Below are 22,658 nucleotides of genomic sequence, written 5' to 3'. Positions count from 1 at the left end.
TAGAAAACCCACACCTAGGGTTCCGCGCCTGCCCGAGCACACGTCCCGGCAGGCGCGGAACCCATGACTACTGGGGACGGGGGAAGTTCCAACACCTCGCAAGGTGAGCTTCCCTGGATGCCCTATGCAGCCATTTGGGAAAACAGCAGGGTGAGCCCACCGCCCAGGGTCACATATATCAGTGTCAGTGGGAGGGTCAGTCGTAGAACGCGTCCCTCTTGTCCCACTGCTCCGACGGTTGCTGCTGCGGTGACGATGTTATGTGGTGCGATCATATTACCTGCGGCTGCGCCGAATCCCTGCGCCCCCTGCAGGGGCATGAGGGGCAGTTCTAGTGTGCGGGCGGTTGAGGCTTGGAGCTCGCTGAAGAGTACGTTCGCTGAGGTTGCGGATCCTGTGACGAACGATCCGAAAGCTCCCACCAGAGGAGCTAACAGCGGCCATCCCGGTCCGATACTAGCGGCAGTGGAGGCCAGTTCGTCGGTCATTCCGGCGTGGGACATGGTCCTTGCGACAGTGACCACCGCAATCAGAGCAACAACCACGGGGGCCAGTTGCCGGGTGGCTGTGACGACGACCTTCACTGCCTCACCGAAGGAGGCCTTCTGTGCCACAACCCCGGCCAGGAACGATAACGTCAACAGCATTGCGGGGTGGTAGAGCGGTTGGACCGCGCCGGTAAAGCCTCCTGAGGTCTGCCACTCAACTGTGATCGTCTCAAGGGTCTGGCGCACCGGCGGGATTAGACGGGTGGCCACCACCAGCAGGATGAGAATCAGGTACGGGGCCCCCGCACGTATCAGCGGCATCTGGTAGGTGTTCGAGGGTGCCACCGTGGGAGTCGTAGGCCCTGTCGAGGGTTCTTGCAAACGGTGCTGAGCACGACGGGTCATGACGAGCACTGTCATGAAGATCCCGGCTCCGACCACTGAGCCTCCCAAGGTGGGCAGCTCTGGTCCGAGATAGGTGGCGATAACCCCGTAGGGCAGTAGGAACGATGCTGCAGCGAGTGCGCCCCAGCGCCATAAGCCCCGGGAGGAACCGGAGCCTCCTGCGGGGCCTGTTCCCTGTCGGTCGGGGTTCTGCGGTCCTAGACTCTGTCCGATCAGGACCACCACTACGGCGACCAGTCCCGCCCCGAGTAGCATGTGATAGGGCGCAGTCGCCTGTGCCACGGTGGCAGGGTCGGCGTCTATCAGTGCTGACTGGGCCAGCACTGGGGTGCCGATCGCCCCGAACGAGACCCCGGCGATGTGCCCTGCCAATGCAGCTGTTACCGCCCGCAACGGGGAGAGCCCAAGAGCGACCAGGAAGGGAGCAGCCAGAGCCACCGGCGTGCCGAACCCCGCGGCTCCCTCGAGAAACAATGTGAAGAACCAGGCGACCAACAATGCTCCGATGCGGGGATCCGGATCGACCCGGGCCAGAAACGCTCGCAGACTCTGCGCTGCTCCAGTGTGCTGTTGGAGGTGATGGATTCCCAGGGCCGGTCCTATGATGCCAATGATCAGAGCAGAGATGAATCCAGCTTCACCGACCACTCCGAGTATCCCGTCCACAGCCCCGAAACCATCGGCCTCACCACCGAGGTCGAAGACCGCAACAGCTAACACCACACTCAAGACTGCCGCGACAATTCCCGCTCGCGCTGCAGACCATGAGAAGACAGTCATTAGCAGCAGAACTGCCAGAACGGGCAGAGCTGCCAGAAGCGCGGTCATCGATTCACTGCCCGTCAGGTCGTTCGAGGGTGACCTCATTGACCAGTGTCGAGGCATTCTCCATCGCGCTTAGGTTGTTCACAGTGGTCTCGGCAATGTTCTGCAACGCTTCCTCGGTGAAGAAACCCTGATGTCCAGTTACCAGCACATTGGGGAAGGTCAGCAAGCGTGCCAGCACATCGTCATGGAGGACACGTTCTGAATAATCCTCAAAGAAGACCCCTTCCTCCTCTTCATACACGTCCAGCCCCAAGTATCCGATCTTGCCGATTTTCAGCGCCTGGATCACCGCAGGGGTGTCGATGAGTCTGCCGCGGCTGGTATTGATCAAAGTGACTCCATCACGCATCACCGCCACACGTTCAGCATTGATAAGCCGGTCAGTTTCCGGTGTCAGAGGCACGTGCAGCGAGACGATATCACTGTCTCTGAGCAGCCGGTCCAAAGGAAGGTACTCAACGCCCCTGGCTTCGCAGTGCGGATCAGGAAAGGGGTCAGTGGCCACAACGCGGCACCCGAAACCAAGCATGATATCGGCGAAGCATGCCCCGATCTGTCCTGTTCCGACTATTCCGACGGACTTGCCGTACAGATCGAAGCCCATCAACCCTCCCAGCGCGAAATTGCCCTCACGGACCCTTTGATAGGCCCGGTGGATCTTACGATTTAGCGCGAGAACAAGAGTAGCGCAGTGCTCCGCTACCGCATGAGGCGAATAGTCTGGAACCCGAACCACCTGCATACCCAGACGTGAAGCCGCCGCCAGATCCACATGGTTGAATCCTGCTGAGCGCAAGGCGACCCCTCGGATTCCAAGACGGACGAGCTTTTCGAGGACCACTTCACTGAGATCATCGTTGACAAACGTACACACCGCATCCGACCCTTGGGCAAGTAGCGCGGTCTCTTCTGTCAGGCGCGGTTCCAGAAAAACGAACTCATGAGCCCCAGAACTGTTCGCCGCAGCCAAGAATTGCTCGTCATAGGACTTCACGCTGTACACCGCAACTCGCATATCGTCTCCGCCTTCGCAATTGTGAGTTGATAGATCTGAGCTTAGAGTGTGTTTTCCATGATGCGACTGTCGTTCCTTTCGTCGGTCAGGTCAGCTGCAGTGTGGTGATGCAGGTCGGGGCCTCGGCATCGGTGGAGATCGGGATGGAAGCGGATCGGTCGCCGTGGGTGACGGTGAGGGTGGCGGTGATGTCGCGGGGTAGCCAGAGCCCGGCGAAGCCGTTGTCGTAGGTGCGAACGGACTCATCGAAGAGCACGACGTCGGTGTCGCTGTCGGTAACGGTGACGTCGATCTGTTGATGGCGCATCTCGCCCAGGCAGGTGGTGAGACTGTGGAAGTGGCAGTCATGGGTCTGTTCCAGGTACGGGGCGAAGGAGAGATAGAACTCCTCGGCCGGTAGCGGGATCGAGGCTTCGTTCTCCTGATCGTCAAAGAGCACGAGCTCCTTGGGTTCAACCGAGGCGATCAGGTCACCGGGGCGGTCCTCGACCGGCATAGTATCCAGCTGCTCGGTGATCTCTCGCCCATCGAGACCGTCGAGGTTGTACTCAGCGAGCCAACTATCCTCCTTGGCGGTCGCCGAAGGGCCGGAGCTTGTGGAGCAGCTGGCGATGAACAGGCCTACAAGCAGCAGCACGATGGGGGCAATGAACTGTCTGATGGGCCGGTGGTGATGCATCGTTTCCTTTACTGTTCTCTGGCTCAGATCGGTTGTGAGTCGGTGGTCGTTTCGGGTGGCTGTTGCTCAGTAGCCAGCTCACTGGCAGGTCCCTGCGGAATGTGCTCTTTGCACCTCGCTCTGTACTGTGGGCCTCTCGGGGAGGGCTGTGGTGTTGCGAAGTAGGCGAAGCTTCACAGTTCATAGCTGGAAGACCTGATTCTGTCGGGGAACGACCGCTTCCCATGCAAGTTCCCGGTCGACTCGAGTGCGCAGTGTTTCTGCGGCTTGGGGTTCGCCGTGGACTATGAACACCTTCTCGGGTGCTCTGCGGAATCCTGAGAGCCATCTGAGCAGTTCATCGGCGTCGGCGTGTGCGGAGAGTCCGGGCAGATTGGCTACTTCTGCTGTGATGGGGATCCAGTCCCCGTGGATCTTGATCTCCTGTGCCCCCTCGAGGAGCGCGCGTCCGCGTGTGCCCGCGGCTTGGTACCCTGCGAGCAGGATGGTGTGCCGTCGATCGGGGCCGAAGGCTTTCAGGTGATGCAGTATTCTGCCGCCGGTGGCCATGCCGCTGGCGGATATGACGATCTTCGGTGCGCTGCTGCGTGAGATGCGCTTGGAGTCCTCGGGATCGCGGGTGTAGGTGGCGATCCGGCCGACCGCGTCGCAGGTCTGGGGGTCCAGGCGATGATCGTCGGGATGGGCATGCAGCAGGTCGCTGGCGTTGATCGCCATGGGACTGTCGAGGTACATCGGCACCTGGGGCAGTCTTCCGGATTGGCGCAGACTCCACAGGTAGTACAGAAGGGTCTGCGCCCGCCCGACGGCGAAGGAGGGGATGAGCACGGTTCCGCCTCGCCGGCTCGTTCGCTCCACGACATCGGCCAAGGCGTCCACGGCCCGGGTGGTCTGGTGAAGACGATCGCCGTAGGTCGACTCGATCACGACATAATCCGCTTCTGGGACGGGTTCGGGATCGATCATGACGGGGTCGTCATATCTGCCCAGATCACCGGAGAACACGATCCGCCGGGTATCCCATCGGATGTCCACGGTGGCGGCACCCAGGATGTGTCCTGCCCGCCGGAACCGCACCGTGGCACCGTTCGGGGTCTCAAACGGCTGATCGAACGGGTAGGTGATGAACGCATCGAGAGCTCGCTGTGCATCACGGGAGTCGTAGAGCGGTAGCGCAGGAGAGTGCTTCGACTTCTTGATGCGGTTCAAGAATGCGGCGTCCTGCTCTTGCAGCCAGGCACTGTCTTTGAGGATCAACTCGGCGACGTCTCGAGTCGCCTTCGTGGAGATGATCGGGCCGGTGAATCCTTCGCGGACCAGCCGGGGGAGGTAGCCGCAATAATCGAGGTGGGCGTGGGTGAGGATCACCGCGTCGATGCTGGAGGCTTCCACCGGCAGGGGCTTCCAGTTGAGTTCACGCAGGTTCTTCTGACCTTGGAAGAGTCCGCAGTCTATGAGAATCCGGTCACCGTCTCGTTCCAGGAGGTGCTTGGAACCGGTAACGGTGCCTGCTCCGCCCAGCGATGTGAGCCTCAGTCCTGCCATAGGTGTCACCTCTCGTGATTCTTCGTGTTCGACGCCAAGTGCTCATCGCAATGGCTGCGTCTGCTCGTAGTGCCTACCATTCTGCGGCCTACTTAAGATGGTTGAGGATGAATTCTGTTCTCTCTTGTAGAGGAAGGACGGGGACAGCCTCGACTGGTACCGGCAGCGATGAATAGACCTCGGTCAGTAGCTCGTGGATCCGTTTCTGGGCTGGAATGTCCTCAGTGCGTGCGTAGTCGGGTGCAAGCGGAAGGAGATCAAGAATGAAGATCTTTCTATACGACACCTCGTGAAGAGCCTGAAGGAGTCGTGGGTCCGGTTCCAGTCCGAGAAACCGGTAGTAGGCAAGGGAATCAGGCAACGCTCGATCCAGGAACACCATGTCCTGCGGATCTAGTTCGGCTTCCTCTTCCAATTGCATCTCGAGGACTCCGCGCTGGAACTCCACTTGGTTAGCCCGCATCTCGGAGACTGTTCGTCCCGTGACTCGCTGAAGGTCGATATAGTGACGCGCGTGCTCGATCGTGGTCGCGTAGCCCAGCTCACTGAGCATATTCACCGTCGTGGTCTTACCCGAACTGGGACCGCCAGTGATGACATACCAGTTAGTCATGATCTCCTTTCAGCGGTGATGGCAACCGCAGCTCGAAACTCTTGCTGATGGTCTTGGCAGGTGACTTGGACTAAGTCGGTAACCTCGTAGGCCGTGCACCTCGGCGGTGTCGCAACGCCCGTTCTTCAAAGCTATTGGACCGACTGTGGCGTGGTTCATCGTCCTCGCCTCAGCACCAGAATCAGGGCAAGACCAAGGGCTAGTGCGAAAAGGCCGGTGATAAACCATAGGAAGTCTGAACTGATGACGATATTGCTGTACACGAACCGTCCGAAGGCCACCAAGATCCCGGCGGCTGTACCGAGGTAGAGCCACAGTATCCTGCCTGACAGCAGATAGAGGCCGATCCCCAGTAGGACGATGCCGAAGCCAGTGATGAACCCGCCCCAGGTGGGGAAGACCACACCCAGCCAATCCAAGAATGCAGGTGGCAGCGTGGAGGTGTCGATGCCGGAGAACCGAATGTCCTCGGGCAGAAGCGGAGGACGCAGCACCATAAAGTACAGGCCAGTCCCGAGGGTGAAGACACTGAGAACAATCGTGACAACACCACTGAGACGATCTTTTTTGACAGTCTGTGAGGTATGCATTGCAACGTCCTGACGTTTGTTCATAGGGAGAATATTTTTTATGGGGCCAAAAGTTGCGGTCAGGCCGGCCAGAGAAGCCTCAATCATGATGCCTCTCGTCTAGTGATCTGAGTGGGGGCCGCCTCCGTTCTTAGAGCCGGCTTTCCCGTGTCCTCCGTGTCCGAAGATGTGCATCAGCATCATGGCGATAATCCCGAGATAGGGCAGGGCAGCCACGACGTGGGGCCAATGGTCGACCAGAAGGTAAATGATGATGCCGATGAGCGCCAGTGCCACCACGCCCCAGGCATATATCGGTGTGCCACCTGGGCGAGGGGTGGACACCGGTCCTGCATGCCGGTGATGAGGCTCCTGGTGCTCGGAGTCGGGCGCTGTCATAGGGCCGCGTCCCGGTTCCGGAGAAAGTCTTGACGCATTCCCAGTGACTGGTCGGTGATTCGTATCGATGACTCGGCATCTTCGACCCTACCGTCAAGGGCGCGGATAGCATCGATCGTGTCCGGAACCACGATGGCCTCATTACAAACCTGATAGGTCAGATACGCTTCATTGCCGTTAACCGTGACCAGGTCCTCCCAGATCGCAACCTCCCACATATCGCCTCGGGGTCGGCCGATATCGCGCATGAGCTCAACGGTCGAGTTCAGAGCGCTGAGGCCGTCCGACATACGGATGAACGCGATGCGTGAGTCCTTCTGCAGAGCCTGAAGCACCTCTGTGGTGCTTGCCTCTCGGGTCAGGTGCAGGGTCCAATAGTGATTGTGCGTCTGGGTGTGTGAGCTCTTCGCGGCGATGGTGATGATGTCCAAGTCCGGCATTACGGTCTGAGCGTCGGGTCCTTGGTGCGAAGGAATCTTATCTTCGGGTACTACGGTGTTCATGATCCCGCCCAGATGGGACTCCCAAGGGTCTGTGGCGCGGCGGAAGAGCACCCCTCGCGCCTTCTGCAACAGGTTGGCGTTGTCCAGGGCTCCGAGGACTCGGACGATGCTGGTGGTGTTGCAGGAGACGACCCGCGTGCTTTCTCTCCCAAGGGCGCTTTGGTAGTTTGCCTCGGCGACGAAAGAGTGACCTGTGGTCTGGTGGGATTCCCCGCCTTGGAGGACGAATTTTAGCCCTGCTGAGCGATAGCGTTCAATGTTTTTCGCAGCGACATGTTTCGGCGTGGAGTCCACGACAATATCGGAGCTGTCCAGAAGTTCATCGAGAGAACCCTGTACGGGAATTCCTGAGGCGAGCATGGTGTGTTGGGCCTCATCGGTGGCTGCGTAGATTGGTATGCGGCATGCAGCGGGGGCTATTCGCCAGTCGCTGGTGATATCGGCAGTTCCTGCCAGTTCCATGTCGGGTTGCAGGAGCACGGCGTCCGCAACGCGTTTGCCGATGACTCCGTACCCGTTGACCGCGACTCGTATCCTGCTCATTGCCGTACCTTCTCCCTCAGCTATCTGTTGTCGAGCTGTCTGTTTCGCCGTCCTGATTCTCAGTCAACCGGAAGCCACGCCATGGGTAGGACGCCACTAGTTGGTCTTTAGAGAATCTTCATCAAAGCTCTATAACACACGGACATGCGAGAACGCAGCGGTCATACATCGGATACGCCAAGCCTCGAGGACGGTTTAGTTTCGGTATGGGCTACACACGTGGCGACACGACCAGGACGCCAATACAAAGACGGGCAGAAAGCTTTCTGCCGGCAAGAACCGGAAAACTCACGCGGTCTCAATTGCGATATCGAGAAGCATGGCAAGTTCAGAAGAGCTGAGGATCGCATCGAGGGTGACCGGGCGTCCGGGGCGGTTCTTCAGGGCAGCCACCGCGGCCAATGCGGTGATGTGACCGGTCGCCCGGGATTGGCCGGTGCCGGTCGCCCGGCGAGTCTCGCCGGTGCGTCTGTTGACGACGGTCACCGCCCAGTCCTGGCTTCCGAACTCAGGTACTTTATCGATCAGACCTCGCAGTCGTGGGAAACGGCTGATGAGCCAGAGAGCACGGGTGCTTGTCTGATCGCTCAGTGCCAGCCAACTACGGATCTTCACTCCGCGCTCAGCGCCGAGGAGATCGTGGTCGGGGAACCCCGCCCGCAGATAGAGGTGCCGCTTTCCAGAGGAGGATGCGAACCAGCGGCGCTCCCGGAAGTTGTACACGGTACCCGCATCGGCCGTGTCGGTGATTTCGCTGCCGACGAGTCCGATGGTCCAGGCTTTCGCGGCTGAACCATGCTTTTCTCCTGAGCCGAGCATGACTGCTACGTCGAGGGCATCACCAGCAGAGGTTCGAAGTTCCGATGCCAGCACTGTGCTCAGGCCTGGCACCAGTCCCACACCTAGCACCATGGCGGCGGTGGGTGCGTTCTCAGCCAAAGCGGCAAGGTACGCGCCAGTCGCGCTGATATCGATCAACACCGCCTGACCGACAGAACGTCCCAAAGACTCGTTCTCGACTCCGGAAGCATTGATGATCACATCGTGGTGCTCTGCCAGGAGCTCAAGCTGTTGCAGGTCTGGAGCCCCCACATCGAGGACAACGCCATTGTGGGTACTTTGGCGCCCGGCTGGTGTGACCTGGTGTCCCCAGCCGCGCAGTATCGACACAGTAGTTGAGCCCACCGCGCCGGTTGCGCCGATGACCAAGGCTTTCATAACTCTCTCCGGACGTCGTCGCTTCGGGGCTGGTGGTGGAAGCCATAGAGATGAGCCATCCATCCGGAGCTTAGCCCATGCCACTCCAGACCAGCGGTAGGGCTGGTATACCGGACCAGAAGCATCAGCCAACACCCCCGACTCGTGTTCTACGATCGAGGGATGAGCTCTGCAACTGCGGTCGAAGAGTCCACAGTCCTTGTGGTGGATGATGAGAAACCTCTGGCGGACCTGGTGGGCACTTATCTTGAACAAGACGGGTTTTCTGTGCTCGTCAGTGACAATGGCCAGGACGCGGTCTACCAGGCTAGGGAGCAAAACCCTGCGGTGGTGATCCTTGATTTGGGCCTGCCCGGGATTGATGGTGTTGAAGTCTGTAGACAGATTCGTACGTTCTCCGACTGCTATGTGGTGATGCTGACTGCCCGGGTGGACGAGGTCGACCGACTTATCGGGCTGGCAGTGGGAGCAGACGATTATGTCGTAAAGCCATTCAGTCCCAGGGAGCTGGTTGCTCGGGTTCGTGCGATGCTGCGCAGACCTCGACGGCTGTCGATCAGCTATCCGTCTGTCATCGATGTGGGAGAGCTAAGAGTTGACTTCACCGGTCGGGAAGTGCAGCTCTCTGAGGCACCTGTGCAACTGACCCCCACTGAATTCGATGTCTTGGCGGTGCTCGCCTCTGATCCGAACAGGGCTTTCTCCCGGCGGGAGCTCATCAATGAAGTATGGGGGCAAGATTGGATTGGCGATGAACATCTGGTCGATGTCCACATTGGGCACCTCCGGCGAAAACTGCAGGATGACCCGGCTGATCCACGGTTTATCCGGACAGTGCGCGCTGTGGGGTACAAAATGGGGACAGGCTGATGGCATCTCAACCGAAATGGGGTTGGAAGCTAGGTACACGTCTGCTTGCTGCCAGTGCCCTGGTTCTTATGGTGGGGGCAGGCGCAGCTTGGTTGGTCGCCTTCCTGACCGGACAAGCCATTTTCCATGACCATATGCTCATGGCAGAAGCGACAGATCCGCCTGTGGTGGCCCACGCGCAAGAGGCGTTTGAATCCGCCTGGACGCTGTCGCTGTCGTTGGCATTGGCCGCGGCGTTTATCGCCTCAGTAGTGATCAGCTTTTTTCTTGCCCGCCGCATGGGGAGAACCTTGAACAGGATCCGACAAGCCGCAGTCCACGTCGCCGAGGGCGACTATGCCGCTCGCGTTCCCGAAGGCAGCATGGGCGCAGAATTTGCAGAGCTGGCCGCTGCTTTCAACCAGATGGCAGGGAAGTTGGACCACGTTGAGCAGACACGGAAACGTCTTCTCTCCGATCTGGCACATGAAATGCGGACCCCCCTGGCCACCGTCGATGGGTATCTTGAAGCAATTACAGACGGGGTGGCGCAGCCCGATGCGAGCACTCTGGCGATGCTCCGTGACCAAGTACACCGCCTCAGTCGCCTGGCTCGAGACATTTCACTGGTGAGCACTGCCGAAGAGGGCACGTTGAGCATGCACCACACACACCTGACGGTGGGAGAGATCCTGGAGAGCGCCATCACTCAGGCGCGCAATAAGAACCCCTCCGGCAGCGTCAGCCTCCAGAGCGAAGCGGATGAGACTACGAAAGGGTTAGTGCTCAGCTGCGACAAAGACCGGATTGGCCAGGTCATGACTAATCTTCTAGACAATGCGTTCCAGCACACTCCAGAGGCCGGGCAAGTGACTTTGCGCGTAACTCGGGCTGGAGCATTTGTGCGGATAGAAGTCAAAGATACCGGCGACGGAATTGCCGCTGAACATCTTCCCCATGTCTTCGAACGCTTCTATCGCGTTGACACAGCACGGGACCGTGCACACGGCGGCTCAGGTATCGGTCTGGCCATCGTGCGCTCAATCATCAAGGCTCACGGGGGAACCGTGGATGTTCAGAGCGAAGGTCCAGGTCAAGGGACGACGTTTTCCATTGAGCTCCCCATCGCTAGTTCGAGCCGGTGACTCTATCCCGGGGTTGCGAAGTTCCTAAAAAGATTCGATGAAGCTTCAATTCTGACGCTGTTCTGGGAGTTCAGGAGAGCTAGCCTAAGTCACCGTGCTGTGGATCTGCTGTGCGTATTTCAATACCAGGACAGGGTCGGAGGTGAGAGTTTGTTGACCGGTTGCCTCCAGGGATCGGCCCGCACCGGACAGTCTTATCAGAGGCAACGTGTACTGGCCCTTGATGCCGCACGTGGACTGGCCGTAGTCGGGATGATCGCCGTCAATATCGGCCCTCGTGGCGGTGAGAGCCTCAGCGAGGTGTTATACCGCCTGCCCTATGGGCGTGCTTCGCTGCTGTTCGTGCTTCTCGGCGGGATTGGAATGTCCTTGCTGACACGGCGCACTCGAGAGGAAAACACGACTATCCCCTGGGCCGCGATCCTTTGGAGAGTGGTTATCCTACTTATCGTAGGCCTGGCTCTTGAAGTGCCGGACCACGGTGTCGCGGTGATTCTGCCCACTTATGCCTCCTTGATTCTGCTAGCAGCACCTCTGATCCGGGCGCCCTCGAAACTGCTGATCGTGTTCGCAGGAATCACCGCCGGTATAGGTCCCCTGATATGGATTCTGCGCCAGATGCTCCTGGGTGCAGAATTGAGTCGCGCACCTGTCACCGAGATGGACAGTTTTGCCGCGGTGCTGGACAACATGCTGCTCACCGGCCCCTATCCGCTGGTGGTGTGGAGTGCCCCGTTCCTGCTGGGCATGTGGCTAGGCCGACAGAACCTGCGCTCATCGGTGGCAAGCACACGCATGATCATCTGGGGAGCAGCAGCCACAGTCGCCGGTCGAGCCGCATCACAGATCTTGGTAGCCTTCTTCGGCGAGCCGCAGGATAACGTGGGCTGGGACCGCCTCTCCACATCAGTGGGCCACTCGCAAATGCCCTTATGGCTGATCAGCGGGATAGGAAGCGCTGTTCTTCTGCTCGGACTGCTGCTGAAAATCCAGGAGTGGAACCGGTGGTGGCTGCGTCCTTTCCTCGCTCTGGGCGTTATGGCGTTCACCGCCTACGTCGGCCATCTATTCATACTTGCAGCGGTGATCAGACCTGGTCCACAGGACCTGTTGGAGGGCGCCGTGGCCACAGCTGGCACAGTACTCGCCCTGGTCGCCTTCACATCCCTGTGGTATGCCAGCCTCGGGCGAGGACCCATGGAGATGGTGTTGCAGGTACCGCGGCTATGAGCGGAAATCGTGGAGAACGATGACCCCTGCGCGGTAAGCCATGAGGGGGTCATGGAGTTTTGATGAAGGTTCTCTGAAGAGCTCCTGGTGCAGTCATGTTCGCAGAAAAACGTCAGGTTGACTAATGTAGACACCAGAAAATCCCGCACGTGAAAGGAGCCCCTTCTATGAAGAAGGCTTCCCTGTCCACTTTGGCAGCAACGACCTTGATGGCCATTGCCCTGACCGGGTGTGGCAGCGACCCCGAAGAGCAGCAGCAGGATGACACGAACTCCGCAGAACAGACAGACGACCAGGTCTCGGACGACTTCAATGATGCCGATGTTGATTACGCGGCCGGCATGATCGTCCACCACGAGCAGGCAATCGAGATGTCTGACCTCCTACTGGCTAAGACCGATATCGACCCCGAGGTGACTGAGCTCGCCGAAGATATCAAGGAGGCCCAGGGCCCTGAAATCGAGCAGATGACTGCATGGCTTGAGGCATGGGACCAGGAGGACGCCGGTAACGGTGGCCATGAGGGGATGGACCACGGCGATATGGGCGATGATGATATGGGCCACGGGATGATGAGCGAGGAAGACCTCGCAGACTTGGAAGACGCCGAAGGCACAGACGCCTCGAGACTGTTCTTAGAGCAAATGATCATGCACCACGAGGGCGCAGTAACGATGGCCGAGCAGCACCTGGAGGATGGACAGAATCCTGAAGCCTTGGACCTCTCAGAGAATGTGATCGCCGATCAGAGTGAAGAGATCGAAGAAATGGAACAAATGCTCGAAGAACTATGAACAATGCTATAGGCCGAATCACATTCCAGTAACAAGGGGATAAGGAAGTAAAATGCCAGGTTCTGAGATGAATCGCCACCCTGCGACGCGTGACACCTCCGCCGAGGCACACGGTGACCATCACCACCACGCCGGGACAGAGAGTGTCGTGGTGGATGGTCACGACACTCACGGAGGGCATGAGAGCCATGGCGGTCGCTCTGACAACCATGATCACCCGGGTCATGGAGCCAGCACAGGTCATGGCGGCCACGCCGGTCACGGTGACCATGGTGGCTACGATGCTCACGTCGCTCAGTTCCGGCGCCTGTTCTGGGTCATGCTGGTCCTGGCTGTCCCGGTAGTGGGCTTCAATGAGATGTTTGCTGATGTCATCGGCTACGCCCTGCCCGAGACAGACTGGGTGTGGTGGATCTCTCCGCTATTGGGCACGGTGATCTACCTCTGGGGCGGATGGCCGTTTCTGACCGGTGCGGTCTCGGAGATCCGGGACCGAAAACCGGGCATGATGCTGCTGATCGGTCTGGCGATCACGGTGGCGTTCGTCGCCTCCTGGGGTGCGAGTCTGCGCATCTTGGATCACGAGCTGAACTTCTGGTGGGAGATGGCGCTGTTGCTGGTTGTCTTCCTGCTGGGCCACTGGATTGAGATGCGCTCCTTAGCGCACACCACCTCCGCGCTGGATTCGTTGGCAGCCCTGCTGCCCGATGAGGCCGAGAAGCTCGACGGGGACAACGTCGTGACAGTCGCCCCGGCCGATCTGGTCGTCGGGGATGTGGTCATCGTCCGTCCCGGTGCCGCTGCTCCAGCCGATGGCAGGATCGTCGAGGGCAGTGCCTCGATGGATGAGTCCATGGTCACCGGTGAATCCAAGACCGTCCGCCGCGAGACCGGCGAACAGGTGGTTGCCGGGACGGTTGCCACTGACTCGGGGCTGCGGGTTGAGGTGAGTGCTGTGGGTGAAGATACCGCTCTTGCTGGTATCCAAAAGCTGGTCGCTGATGCCCAGGCCTCTTCCTCACGGGCGCAGCGGATTGCCGATACTGCCGCTGGATGGCTGTTCTGGTTCGCTCTGGGGGCAGCGGCTATCACCGCGATGGTCTGGATGCTCTTGGGGCTCCCGGATTCAGCGGTAGTGCGCACGGTAACAGTGCTGGTCATCGCCTGCCCCCACGCTCTGGGGCTGGCAATTCCGCTGGTGGTCTCCATCGCTACCGAACGTGCCGCCCGCGGTGGGGTCCTGGTCAAGGACCGTCTGGCACTGGAGTCCATGCGCACCATCGATGCCGTCCTATTCGACAAGACCGGGACTCTCACCAAAGGTGAACCCACCGTCACCGGCATCGAACCAGTCAGCGACCGCACTGGTGACCAGGTGCTGGCGCTGGCGGCAGCGGCAGAGGCTGACAGTGAACACCCGCTGGCTCGCGCTATCGTCGGGGCCGCGGCCGCACGGGACCTCAATGTGCCCCGGGCAACGGACTTCTCCTCCTCACCAGCAGTCGGGGTCAAAGCCACCGTTAATACCAACGGATCCAGCACCGTGGTCGAGGTCGGCGGCCCCTATCTGCTCGACCAGCACCACGCCAAGGAACTCCCCATCGCCGATGGTTGGCGCAATGAGGGAGCCATCATCCTGCACGTGCTCGCCGACGGCAAGGTCATCGGCGCCCTGCGGCTAGCTGATGAGATCCGAGCCGAGTCCCGCGACGCCGTCAACGCGCTGCACGCTGTCGGCGCACAGGTGGTGATGATCACCGGAGACGCCCAAGCAGTCGCAGACACTGTGGCTGCAGATCTGGGTATCGACCGGGTTTTCGCCGGTGTCCGGCCCGAGGACAAGGCCGCAAAAGTCGCCGAGCTCCAGGATGAGGGCCGCAAGGTTGCCATGGTCGGCGACGGGGTCAACGACGCCCCCGCCCTGGCCCAGGCCGATGTGGGTATCGCCATCGGTGCCGGCACCGACGTAGCCATCGGCTCTGCAGGAGTCATCTTAGCCAGCTCGGACCCCCGTTCGGTGCTCTCGGTCATCGACCTCTCCAGGGCCAGCTACAGGAAGATGAAACAGAACCTGGCATGGGCAGCCGGCTACAACCTCATCGCCGTACCCCTGGCCGCAGGCGTGCTGGCACCGATCGGATTCGTACTTCCCATGAGCGTCGGTGCCATCCTCATGTCGACTTCAACCGTAGTCGTCGCGCTCAACGCCCAGCTGCTGCGCCGACTGGACCTCAGGCCCAAAGTGAGCACTGATCGCATCCTTGAACGCGCATAGCCACGGAAGATAAGACCATTACCACCGTCGCCCTCTGACCTGTGGCTGCTACCAGTCACGGATACATCAGCGACAAAAACCGCTACATGACCCACCTGCGACGCATCGAAGGCCAAGTCCGCGGCATTCACCGAATGATCGAGGCCAACACCAACTGAATCGAAATCCTCACCCAGATCGGCGGGATCACCTCCGTTCTGAACGAGGTCGCGCTCGGGCTAGCCGATGATCACATCAACCATTGCGTCACCGATGGCATCCAGGCCGGAGGAATCCACGCAGATGTAAAGACCGGCGAGACTCTCGCCGCGATCGTCAGCTTCGTGCGCTCATGACGAGGAAGGGGAACGTCATGCGCTTCCGTCTCCCGTCAGGCACTCGGCAATGTTGGTCGGATTGAACTGCTGCACGAGTAGGTGACGTTTACCCCCGTTCCTAGCATGGGCGTATGAACGAAGTGAAAGTAGCGCTGGTCACGGGCGCGAACAAGGGGATCGGTCTGGCCATCGCGCAAGGACTCGGGAAACGCGGTTTCCGTGTCGCCCTGGGTGCGCGCGATGACGGCAGGCGCGAGGCAGCCGTCGAGCTCTTGCGCGGCCAGGGAATCGACGTGTTCGGGGTTGCCCTCGACGTCACCTCCGAGGCGAGTGTCGCGGCCGCGGCCGCGACTATCGGATGCGAGGCCGGCAGGCTCGACGTCCTGGTCAACAACGCGGACATCGGTGGCAGGAGCGACGGCGGGGCGTAAGACCCGATGACGCTCGACCTGGACGTGGTCCGTCAGGTGCTGGACACGAACGTCTTCGGCGTGGTGCGGGTGACCAACGCGGTATTGCCCTTGTTGCTGCAGTCGCCAGCACCGCGGATTGTCAACGTCTCCAGCAACATGGGCTCGTTGAGCCTGCAGACCGGGCCACAGATGGCCGCCTACGCGCCGTCGAAGACGATGCTCAACAGCATGACCGCACAATACGCCCGCCGACTCGCCGACACGAAAGTGATCATCAACGCCTGCTGTCCCGGTTACGTCTCCACCGACTTCACCGGCCACGCTTCCGACCGGGCACCCGAACAGGGCGCTGCGATCGCCCTTCACCTCGTCACCCTGCCCGACGACGGCCCGCGCGGAGGATTCTTCGACGACGGTGCCATCCCCTGGTGACGCCACGCTTCTACGGGGACTGTGCATTTAACGGTGCCTCCGGCCTGACACGCCAGGGTTGTATCCGGTGGGGAAGGTGCCGTGATGAGCGCGACACTAAACCCTGATCCACCGATCGGCTCTGTGGATGTTCCTGCTGCTTGAGTAGTTGAGTAGTTGAGTAGGGAAGAGGGCGAGGGGCTGCTGGGCGCGCTGAGGCCTCCCGGCCTCGCATCCGGTCCCATCCACTGTCGCTAAGAGGTTCATGTCTTCCTCTGCTTGTTCGGGCAGGTGGTGTGGCGTTCCCCGCAAGAGTGGCTGCCGGGGGAGTAGGCTGATTGATGTGCCAACACCTCGTAGCTCGACCGAAAAAGAGGCTCCTGCACGAGGGGCACGCAGGGGACACGCCCGTTCTGCGGAGCTGCCGAAGCCCCAAGATCCAGCCCAGTTCATGCCCCAAGGCAAGAACTGGGACTTCTAAGACTCTCCGGATCCTGTAGCGAAACTGTGGGAACTCTGGCCTATATGGCGTGAGTTCCCACAGTTTCGCTACGCCTTCTTTCCCAAACTGGCATGCGCGCACCTTCCGGGTGCAAGCAGAGCGGACTGCCAGCCCTATTTTGGCTCAGTGACCCCGTCAATCTCGTGCCACAACCTGCCATAGGGCTCGGGAGGTGTTGCCCGTTGGAGGTTGCAGATGAGTTCTTCCCGGGTTTGTCCGTCAAAGGATCGATCCCATGCGGGGTGCCTGGGGCGCTGCGCCAGGACTCGCTCAGCGGGCTGTTGTCGACTGCATCGAAGCCCAGTTCGTCATATAGGCGGCTGACCAGCGTGACCGCTTCGGGGTAGTCGCTTGAGATCGTCAAAGCGACGCGGTCTCGGGCACCGGCAGGCCGGGCGAACCGAACCAGGGCCGGCAGAACATCGCTGGGGAGGCGGACTTGGGAGCGCCCATGGAACTGGATGTGGCTGAAAGCCTTCGCGAGCTTCGACGTCGGCAGTTGCTCCTGACGCAGAGCCCACGTGCCGGCGAGCCCTTCGGTGCGTCTGAGATCTCCTGGAACACTCCGCAGGCCCTGGATCACTGAAAGAACGATGAATGAATAGCCACAGAGGTGTCGATGACAATAGTGCTGTGTCTGAGAAATTGACTCGTACCAAGAGACCTGGAGTCGGCCGTATCCTGCTGGGTCTATTCGTGACCTATGTTGGTGCAGTGATCATGCTCATGCCCTGGGCGGTTTATATTCTGGGCGGCGGAAGCTGGGAAAGCTATGTGGAACAGGCGCGTATGGCGTTTGTCATTTTCCCGGTGGCTTCTCTGCTGGTCATCTACCTGGGGCTGCGGATGATCATCAAACGCATCGCGCTGCGGCGTTCCCATCGAAAGCAGGCTGAGCCGGCGTGATGGGTAGCCGTGCTGAGTTGCGGCGCCGAGCGCGGACGCGACAGCGTGCCCAGGAACGATCTGCGCAACTGCTGCACCTGGACAGCATCGATAAGGCCAGGCGGTCACAGATCCGCGCTCATTGGTGGGTGGAGCTGGCGGTTATTGCTGTTCTGTTCCTCTTGGGTGTCCTCCTCTTCTGGGCGGGGATATGCGGGGGCATACAGGTGAACTGGGACTTCAGCGAGTCTGTGGCCGGGGGCTCTCGTCTGGGTGGTCCGCTGTGGTTGCATCTACCGCTGTCCCTGGCCGTCTCGGCACTGCTGATGAGCGCCGTTCTGCAGCTGCCGAAGCACGTCCGCAGGTACCCGCCATCTGAGGTGAAGCTGAAACGGTATGCAACGCAGAAGGATCTGCGGTGACCAACCAGGAGTAGTCCTCCCTCAGGCACGGCGATCCAGCCGTGACTGCTAGATTCGAGGTATGCCAGTGAGCGCAGAACCTCGGGCTGTGGTCGTTGGCGGCGGGATTGCCGGGCTGGCTGCGGCAGCGAGTCTGCTGCGCGCGGGATGGCATACCAGGGTGATCGAACAGGCGTCGTCGTTCTCCGAAGTGGGCGCTGGACTCGGAGTCACAGCGAACGACCAGCGCGCACTGGACGCGATCGGAGCTGACGGAGCGCTGGAACGCGAGGGCCAACGGATACGACCAGCAGGCACGCAGTTCATGGACGGCTCCTGGCTGATGAAGCTGCCGTACCACGCTGCCGGAACTACCCGGATGTACGGCATGCACCGGCAGCGGCTGCACACCGCACTGCTGGATGCCGCCGCGGAGGCCGAGCTGAGCACCGGTATGCGCGTGGTGAGGATCGACCCCGGTGGCACTGACCAGCAAGCCGTGGTCCTCGTGGACACCGCGAACGGGCAACAGCGGGTGCCAGCTGATCTGGTGGTCGGCGCGGGCCATTGTCCCCGCTGCCGAACTGGTCACCGAGGAATTCGCGATGAGTTGGGGTCGGCATGCCGAGTTCGGTGCTCTGCCAGTGGGTCACGGTGAGGTGTACTGGTACGGCTACGCCAAGTATCCGCCCGGCACTGAGTTCCCCGATGAGTTGGCTGCGGTGCGTCAGCGGTTTGCAGACTGGCACGACGCCGCCCAAGCCCTGATTGCCGGCACGGAGCCGGATCATCTGATGCGGCATGACGTGTGGGTGCTAGACAAGCCGCTGAAGAGCTATGTGCGCGGTCGGATGGTGCTGATCGGCGACGCCGGACACCCAATGCTGCCCACCTTGAGGCAGGGCGCGAACTCCGCGCTGGAGGATGGGGTAACTGTGGGCCGCCTGATCCCGCCGCACACCGCAGATATCCCGGCCGCTCTGTGTGAGCTCGACAACCAACGACGCCGCCGCACCCAGCGGCTGGTCAAGCAGTCCGCGGCGATAGCCCGTATCGGTGCACACCTTGGCTCGGGCCGGAAGCAGCGGGTACGCAATGCAGCATTCGGCTGTATTCCAGCGGGCCTGGCTCAACGTTCCGGCGGAGGGTTCCTGGACTGGCAGGTCCCGGATCAGAGATGACTGCGCCCGCATCCAGCACAGCTTGACTTCACCATTTGTTCAACCTTCAGCCTGGGGGTATGACAACCCAGACACGGACCCCCAGCCCCTCACCCCAGTCCACGCGTACCCAGGTAGATTCCGCTGCCCGCCGGATCGCCGTCATCTCCTCCAGCCTCCGTGATGACCGCATGAGCCCGCCCGTGGCAGACTGGGCCCTCGCGGCCTTAGAAGCCCGGGGCGGCGTCGAACCTGACCTGATCGACCTCACCTCGATCACACTGCCCGATGACCGCCTGCTCTATCCCGGCGGCAGCCCGCGCACCGATACCACCGACCGGCTCGCAGACGCAGAGGCGTTCGTCTTCGTCACTCCCGAGTACAACCACTCCTTCCCCGCTTCCCTCAAGCGGTTCATCGACTGGCACCTCTCCGAGTGGAGCTTCAAGCCGGCTGCCATCATCGCCTATGGGGCACGCGGCGGGTACGCCTGCGTGGAACATCTGAAAGGTGTTCTGAACGAACTCGATATGGTCACAGTTGCACGGTCCATCGGGCTCCAGGCCCCCTGGGAACACCTCAACGCCCAAGGCGTCTACAGTCCCGGTGAGGGCGCCCGCGGTGCCTTGGAGAACTGCCTCGCCGAGCTGCACTGGTGGACCGAGCTGCTCAGTTGGGCACGGGCGAACCGGCCATTCCGGACCTGAGCACTGCGGATCAGTCCGGAGCGGCTCCGAAGACCCACGGTGCCAGGACCACCGACCAGCGGTCAGGGTCCTTGAAGACCAGTGCCGCACGTTCTGTCCAGTAGGGGTTCTCTGCCGGGTCTTGCCCGAACCCGAGGGGCCCATGATGGCCACCGACTCCCCGGGGCGGATTCTCAGGCTCACGGCATCGAGCGCGGTGGTGGTGCCATAGATCTTGGTCAGCTGTGTGGCGGTCACTGTTGTTGTCATGGCCTCCAGCTTGCCCGGCCAGCACCCGGCAGCGCATCGGAGCAGGGGATGAACCCCGCCTCATTCCAGAGTCGCAGTTCTGCGGGGGCCATCAGACTCAGGGAGCATGCGGACCCCCTAGCCAGCCTCCCGTTTCGGCCGTAGTCTCGAGACAGGCCTCAATTACACAGCATCGAGAGGAGAAACCTGTGACTCAGGAACACCATCTCAACGGTGCCGACTTCGTCGTCTCTCGTCTGCTGGACTGGGACGTCAGCTGCGTTTACGGCTACTCCGGCGACGGCAACAACGGACTGATCTGAGGGATACGACGTTCACAGAGCAGCGATCGTCCGCTCACCTTCGTCCAGGCGCGGCACGAGGAGTCGGCTGCGTTCATGGCAGCGGGACACGCCAAGTACTCAGGACAGGTGGGTGTGGTCACCTCGACCCAGGGCCCCGGGGCACTCCACCTGCTTAACGGTCTCTACGACGCTAAACTCGACAGCGTGCCCGTGGTGGCGCTCATCGGCCAGCAACCCACAACTACGCTGGGCTCAGGAGACCAACAGGAGGTGGACCTGCACACCATCTTCCAGGACGTGACGAGCTTCACCCTCCAGGTCTCCTCCACCGAACAGCTCCCGCTGGCCCTCGACACAGCTTTCCGCCGGGCCCTGGCCTCCTCAGGCCCCTCAGTGGTGATCATCCCGCAGGACATTCAGACAGGTGCCGCACCGGAGATTCCCCATGAGCACGGATATGTGCAGAGCACTCCACTGTGGAAGACCCCTCGCATGGACCCGGCTGCCTCCGATCTGAATGATGCCGCAGAGCTCATCGCCGCAGGGGAGAAGGTCGCCTTCCTCGTGGGCCAAGGGGCCCGCGGCTGCGGAGCCGAGATACTGGCTCTTGCCGAGAAGGTGGGCGCTGGGGTGACCACCAGCCTGTTGGGCAAACCCCACCTGGACGAAACCCACCCCCTGGTGGTCGGAACTATGGGGCACCTGGGCACCACGGCCAGCGCGCAGCTTCTCCTGAGCTGCGACACCCTGGTCATCATCGGATCCAATAACCCCTGGACCGAGTACTACCCGGTTCCTGGCTCCTGCAGGACGGTCCAGATCGACAACGACCCGGCGAAGCTCGGCAACCACTACCCGGTCGATGTCGGGATCGTAGGCGATGCCGCACTCACCGCGGAGAAGCTCACCGAACGCGTGGAGCCGCGGGGAGAGAGCCCGTGGCGGGACACGGTCCGGCGCCTGGTGGAGGAGGAGGCCAACACTGCTGCTCGTCGGGCCGGGGTGGAGATGCCCAAGGTGAACCCCGAGGCGGCCGCAGACGTGCTGAATCGCCACATCCCCGAGGACGCGATGCTGGCCATTGATGTCGGCAGCTGCGTCTATTGGTACGTGCGGCAGATGATCGCACCCCCGCGGGGCACCGCCCACCTCTCCAGCACCTTGGCCAGTATGGGCTGCTCCATCCCATACGGCATCGCGGCCAAGACCGCCTCACCGAAGCGCCCGGTCGTGGCGCTCAGCGGGGACGGGGCAGCCCAGATGCTCGGGGTCAACGAACTCATCACGCTCGGTCGCATCTGGCACGACTGGCAGGACCCACGCTTTGTGGTGGTCATCCTCAACAACGGTGATCTCGCCGAGGTCAGCTGGGAACAGCGCGAGAAGGAGAACGAGCCCCGGTTCCCTGCGAGCCAGACCCTCCCAGGGTTCGACTACGCGCAGTACGCCGAACTCAACGGGCTGATCGGCCTGACCGTGAGCAGGCCGGAGGAACTGGAAGAGACCTACCGCAGAGCATTCTCCGCAGACCGGCCGGTGGTCATCGACGTGCGCACCGACGCCGACGCTCCCGTCCTGCCGCCCCTGCCGTATGCACTGTCCAAGGCCCCCGGGATGCAGGAGGCCCTCGCAGCGGAGAGCGCCGGTGAAGGCCCGGCAGCCCTGATGCGCCGCTACCTGGAGATCGAGCAGGACCGGTACCTGCCCGTCTCTGAACTGGACTGATATGGCCAGCCAGACCCGCACTATCCAGGTTCTTGGGCTCGCCGTGATGATCGCCGTCCCGCTGCTGGTGGGCTTCCTGGGCAGCCAAGCCACCTCGGAGCATACCGACGGGTGGTACTCCGAGGCCGAGGTGGCGCCCTGGAACCCGCCCAGCTGGGTCTTCAGCCCGGTATGGACAACGTTGTACATCATGATGGGCGTGGCAGCCTGGCTGGTCTGGCGGCACCGCCATGCAGCTGCGGTCAGGACGGCCCTGGGCCTCTACCTCGCCCAACTGGTCCTCAACGGCCTCTGGACCCCGCTGTTCTTCGCCGGCTACCCGGCCTGGGGCACCGCCGCACTCTGGGGTGCCATGGCAGTCATCCTAGGGCTGATCCTGGTGCTCGCACTGACTATCCGCGCCTTCTGGCCGATCAGCCGCCTCGCAGCCGTTCTTCTGCTCCCCTATCTGGGATGGGTGGCCTATGCGGCCTCGCTCAACCTCTACATCGCCATAGCAAACTGAC

Annotated in this window: 22 protein-coding genes and 2 pseudogenes; 14 read left to right on the top strand and 10 right to left on the bottom strand. The window is 61.2% G+C overall.

Annotated elements, in window-relative coordinates; translation table 11 throughout:
• Window positions 1–122: 122 nt before the first annotated feature.
• The 9 genes from GNZ21_RS11955 to GNZ21_RS11915 form a co-directional block, all read right to left on the bottom strand.
• Complete coding sequence (locus GNZ21_RS11955; protein WP_157324632.1) at window positions 123–1,721, bottom strand: L-lactate permease; 1,599 nt, start codon at window positions 1,719–1,721, stop codon at window positions 123–125.
• Window positions 1,722–1,725: 4 nt separating this feature from the next.
• The gene (locus GNZ21_RS11950) at window positions 1,726–2,736 is read right to left on the bottom strand and encodes a 2-hydroxyacid dehydrogenase (protein ID WP_157324630.1); all 1,011 of its coding nucleotides are present in this window, start codon (window positions 2,734–2,736) and stop codon (window positions 1,726–1,728) included.
• Window positions 2,737–2,821: 85 nt separating this feature from the next.
• The gene (locus GNZ21_RS11945; RefSeq protein WP_188503753.1) at window positions 2,822–3,415 is read right to left on the bottom strand and encodes a CueP family metal-binding protein; all 594 of its coding nucleotides are present in this window, start codon (window positions 3,413–3,415) and stop codon (window positions 2,822–2,824) included.
• Between the two features lie 180 nt (window positions 3,416–3,595).
• The gene (locus tag GNZ21_RS11940) at window positions 3,596–4,960 is read right to left on the bottom strand and encodes an MBL fold metallo-hydrolase RNA specificity domain-containing protein (protein WP_157324628.1); all 1,365 of its coding nucleotides are present in this window, start codon (window positions 4,958–4,960) and stop codon (window positions 3,596–3,598) included.
• Between the two features lie 88 nt (window positions 4,961–5,048).
• Window positions 5,049–5,573: an AAA family ATPase gene (locus GNZ21_RS11935; RefSeq protein WP_157324626.1), complete on the bottom strand. Its 525-nt coding sequence runs from the start codon at window positions 5,571–5,573 to the stop codon at window positions 5,049–5,051.
• Window positions 5,574–5,728: 155 nt separating this feature from the next.
• On the bottom strand, window positions 5,729–6,250 hold the full coding sequence (locus GNZ21_RS11930; RefSeq protein WP_198346020.1) for a hypothetical protein: 522 nt from the start codon (window positions 6,248–6,250) through the stop codon (window positions 5,729–5,731).
• A gap of 12 nt (window positions 6,251–6,262) precedes the next feature.
• The gene (locus GNZ21_RS11925; RefSeq protein WP_157324624.1) at window positions 6,263–6,541 is read right to left on the bottom strand and encodes a DUF2933 domain-containing protein; all 279 of its coding nucleotides are present in this window, start codon (window positions 6,539–6,541) and stop codon (window positions 6,263–6,265) included.
• On the bottom strand, window positions 6,538–7,587 hold the full coding sequence (locus GNZ21_RS11920) for a type II glyceraldehyde-3-phosphate dehydrogenase (protein ID WP_157324622.1): 1,050 nt from the start codon (window positions 7,585–7,587) through the stop codon (window positions 6,538–6,540). The genes GNZ21_RS11925 and GNZ21_RS11920 overlap by 4 nt, the downstream gene beginning before the upstream one ends.
• Before the next feature lie 288 nt (window positions 7,588–7,875).
• Window positions 7,876–8,805 carry a Rossmann-fold NAD(P)-binding domain-containing protein gene (locus tag GNZ21_RS11915; RefSeq protein ID WP_157324620.1) on the bottom strand — a complete coding sequence of 310 codons (930 nt, stop codon included), beginning with the start codon at window positions 8,803–8,805 and terminating at the stop codon, window positions 7,876–7,878.
• A 162-nt stretch (window positions 8,806–8,967) separates the two neighbouring features.
• Between GNZ21_RS11915 and GNZ21_RS11910 the strand changes: the two genes are divergently transcribed.
• The 12 genes and pseudogenes from GNZ21_RS11910 (at window position 8,968) to GNZ21_RS11855 (ending at window position 19,894) form a co-directional block, all read left to right on the top strand.
• Window positions 8,968–9,675 (top strand): response regulator transcription factor, encoded by a 708-nt coding sequence (locus GNZ21_RS11910; protein ID WP_157324618.1) that lies wholly within the window; start codon window positions 8,968–8,970, stop codon window positions 9,673–9,675.
• The gene (locus GNZ21_RS11905; protein WP_157324616.1) at window positions 9,675–10,799 is read left to right on the top strand and encodes a sensor histidine kinase; all 1,125 of its coding nucleotides are present in this window, start codon (window positions 9,675–9,677) and stop codon (window positions 10,797–10,799) included. Before GNZ21_RS11910 ends, GNZ21_RS11905 begins: the two co-directional genes overlap by 1 nt.
• Window positions 10,800–11,231: 432 nt before the next feature.
• Window positions 11,232–12,029 (top strand): DUF418 domain-containing protein, encoded by a 798-nt coding sequence (locus tag GNZ21_RS16205; RefSeq protein WP_198346019.1) that lies wholly within the window; start codon window positions 11,232–11,234, stop codon window positions 12,027–12,029.
• Window positions 12,030–12,238: 209 nt separating this feature from the next.
• Window positions 12,239–12,823 carry a DUF305 domain-containing protein gene (locus GNZ21_RS11895; protein ID WP_229659562.1) on the top strand — a complete coding sequence of 195 codons (585 nt, stop codon included), beginning with the start codon at window positions 12,239–12,241 and terminating at the stop codon, window positions 12,821–12,823.
• A gap of 67 nt (window positions 12,824–12,890) precedes the next feature.
• Window positions 12,891–15,098, top strand: coding sequence for a heavy metal translocating P-type ATPase (locus GNZ21_RS11890; protein WP_198346018.1), 2,208 nt, complete (start codon window positions 12,891–12,893; stop codon window positions 15,096–15,098).
• A 41-nt stretch (window positions 15,099–15,139) separates the two neighbouring features.
• A pseudogene (locus GNZ21_RS11885) lies at window positions 15,140–15,433 on the top strand (metal-sensitive transcriptional regulator).
• 113 nt (window positions 15,434–15,546) lie between these two features.
• Window positions 15,547–16,260: pseudogene (locus GNZ21_RS15990) on the top strand (SDR family oxidoreductase).
• A 1,114-nt stretch (window positions 16,261–17,374) separates the two neighbouring features.
• Window positions 17,375–17,647, top strand: a complete 273-nt coding sequence (locus GNZ21_RS11875; RefSeq protein WP_157324609.1) for a hypothetical protein — start codon at window positions 17,375–17,377, stop codon at window positions 17,645–17,647.
• Window positions 17,647–18,048, top strand: coding sequence for a hypothetical protein (locus GNZ21_RS11870; RefSeq protein ID WP_157324607.1), 402 nt, complete (start codon window positions 17,647–17,649; stop codon window positions 18,046–18,048). The genes GNZ21_RS11875 and GNZ21_RS11870 overlap by 1 nt, the downstream gene beginning before the upstream one ends.
• A 67-nt stretch (window positions 18,049–18,115) precedes the next feature.
• A complete protein-coding gene (locus tag GNZ21_RS11865; RefSeq protein WP_157324605.1) occupies window positions 18,116–18,685 on the top strand; it encodes an FAD-dependent monooxygenase in 570 nt (189 codons plus the stop codon).
• A complete protein-coding gene (locus GNZ21_RS11860) occupies window positions 18,633–19,208 on the top strand; it encodes an FAD-dependent monooxygenase (RefSeq protein ID WP_157324603.1) in 576 nt (191 codons plus the stop codon). Before GNZ21_RS11865 ends, GNZ21_RS11860 begins: the two co-directional genes overlap by 53 nt.
• Window positions 19,209–19,267: 59 nt before the next feature.
• Window positions 19,268–19,894: an NADPH-dependent FMN reductase gene (locus GNZ21_RS11855; RefSeq protein WP_157324601.1), complete on the top strand. Its 627-nt coding sequence runs from the start codon at window positions 19,268–19,270 to the stop codon at window positions 19,892–19,894.
• A 10-nt stretch (window positions 19,895–19,904) separates the two neighbouring features.
• Here GNZ21_RS11855 and GNZ21_RS16350 read toward each other — a convergent pair whose 3' ends face one another.
• A complete protein-coding gene (locus GNZ21_RS16350) occupies window positions 19,905–20,180 on the bottom strand; it encodes a hypothetical protein (RefSeq protein WP_414477747.1) in 276 nt (91 codons plus the stop codon).
• Window positions 20,181–20,448: 268 nt separating this feature from the next.
• Here GNZ21_RS16350 and GNZ21_RS11850 point away from each other — a divergent pair, with 268 nt between their 5' ends.
• Entirely contained in the window at window positions 20,449–22,152 is a 1,704-nt protein-coding gene (locus GNZ21_RS11850; protein WP_268234866.1) for a thiamine pyrophosphate-dependent enzyme, read from the top strand.
• 1 nt (window position 22,153) lies between these two features.
• Window positions 22,154–22,657: a TspO/MBR family protein gene (locus GNZ21_RS11845; RefSeq protein WP_157324599.1), complete on the top strand. Its 504-nt coding sequence runs from the start codon at window positions 22,154–22,156 to the stop codon at window positions 22,655–22,657.
• The last annotated feature ends 1 nt before the right edge of the window (window position 22,658 follow it).

Origin of the sequence: Nesterenkonia alkaliphila, from assembly GCF_009758175.1 — a bacterium.
In the GTDB taxonomy this organism is placed as follows: domain Bacteria; phylum Actinomycetota; class Actinomycetes; order Actinomycetales; family Micrococcaceae; genus Nesterenkonia; species Nesterenkonia alkaliphila.
Note: the sequence above shows the minus strand (reverse complement) of the source record. Positions and strands in the feature narration are given on the sequence as shown.

Coding starts and splice junctions, on each gene's coding strand:
- GNZ21_RS11945 (WP_188503753.1), bottom strand. CDS start 3,415: ATGCATCACCACCGGCCCATCAGACAGTTCATTGCCCCCATCGTGCTG.
- GNZ21_RS11870 (WP_157324607.1), top strand. CDS start 17,647: ATGGGTAGCCGTGCTGAGTTGCGGCGCCGAGCGCGGACGCGACAGCGT.
- GNZ21_RS11920 (WP_157324622.1), bottom strand. CDS start 7,587: ATGAGCAGGATACGAGTCGCGGTCAACGGGTACGGAGTCATCGGCAAA.
- GNZ21_RS11930 (WP_198346020.1), bottom strand. CDS start 6,250: ATGATTGAGGCTTCTCTGGCCGGCCTGACCGCAACTTTTGGCCCCATA.
- GNZ21_RS11855 (WP_157324601.1), top strand. CDS start 19,268: ATGACAACCCAGACACGGACCCCCAGCCCCTCACCCCAGTCCACGCGT.
- GNZ21_RS16350 (WP_414477747.1), bottom strand. CDS start 20,180: ATGCGCTGCCGGGTGCTGGCCGGGCAAGCTGGAGGCCATGACAACAAC.
- GNZ21_RS11915 (WP_157324620.1), bottom strand. CDS start 8,805: ATGAAAGCCTTGGTCATCGGCGCAACCGGCGCGGTGGGCTCAACTACT.
- GNZ21_RS11910 (WP_157324618.1), top strand. CDS start 8,968: ATGAGCTCTGCAACTGCGGTCGAAGAGTCCACAGTCCTTGTGGTGGAT.
- GNZ21_RS11950 (WP_157324630.1), bottom strand. CDS start 2,736: ATGCGAGTTGCGGTGTACAGCGTGAAGTCCTATGACGAGCAATTCTTG.
- GNZ21_RS11905 (WP_157324616.1), top strand. CDS start 9,675: ATGGCATCTCAACCGAAATGGGGTTGGAAGCTAGGTACACGTCTGCTT.
- GNZ21_RS11955 (WP_157324632.1), bottom strand. CDS start 1,721: ATGACCGCGCTTCTGGCAGCTCTGCCCGTTCTGGCAGTTCTGCTGCTA.
- GNZ21_RS11890 (WP_198346018.1), top strand. CDS start 12,891: ATGAATCGCCACCCTGCGACGCGTGACACCTCCGCCGAGGCACACGGT.
- GNZ21_RS11895 (WP_229659562.1), top strand. CDS start 12,239: ATGGCCATTGCCCTGACCGGGTGTGGCAGCGACCCCGAAGAGCAGCAG.
- GNZ21_RS11845 (WP_157324599.1), top strand. CDS start 22,154: ATGGCCAGCCAGACCCGCACTATCCAGGTTCTTGGGCTCGCCGTGATG.
- GNZ21_RS11935 (WP_157324626.1), bottom strand. CDS start 5,573: ATGACTAACTGGTATGTCATCACTGGCGGTCCCAGTTCGGGTAAGACC.
- GNZ21_RS11925 (WP_157324624.1), bottom strand. CDS start 6,541: ATGACAGCGCCCGACTCCGAGCACCAGGAGCCTCATCACCGGCATGCA.
- GNZ21_RS11860 (WP_157324603.1), top strand. CDS start 18,633: ATGAGTTGGGGTCGGCATGCCGAGTTCGGTGCTCTGCCAGTGGGTCAC.
- GNZ21_RS11940 (WP_157324628.1), bottom strand. CDS start 4,960: ATGGCAGGACTGAGGCTCACATCGCTGGGCGGAGCAGGCACCGTTACC.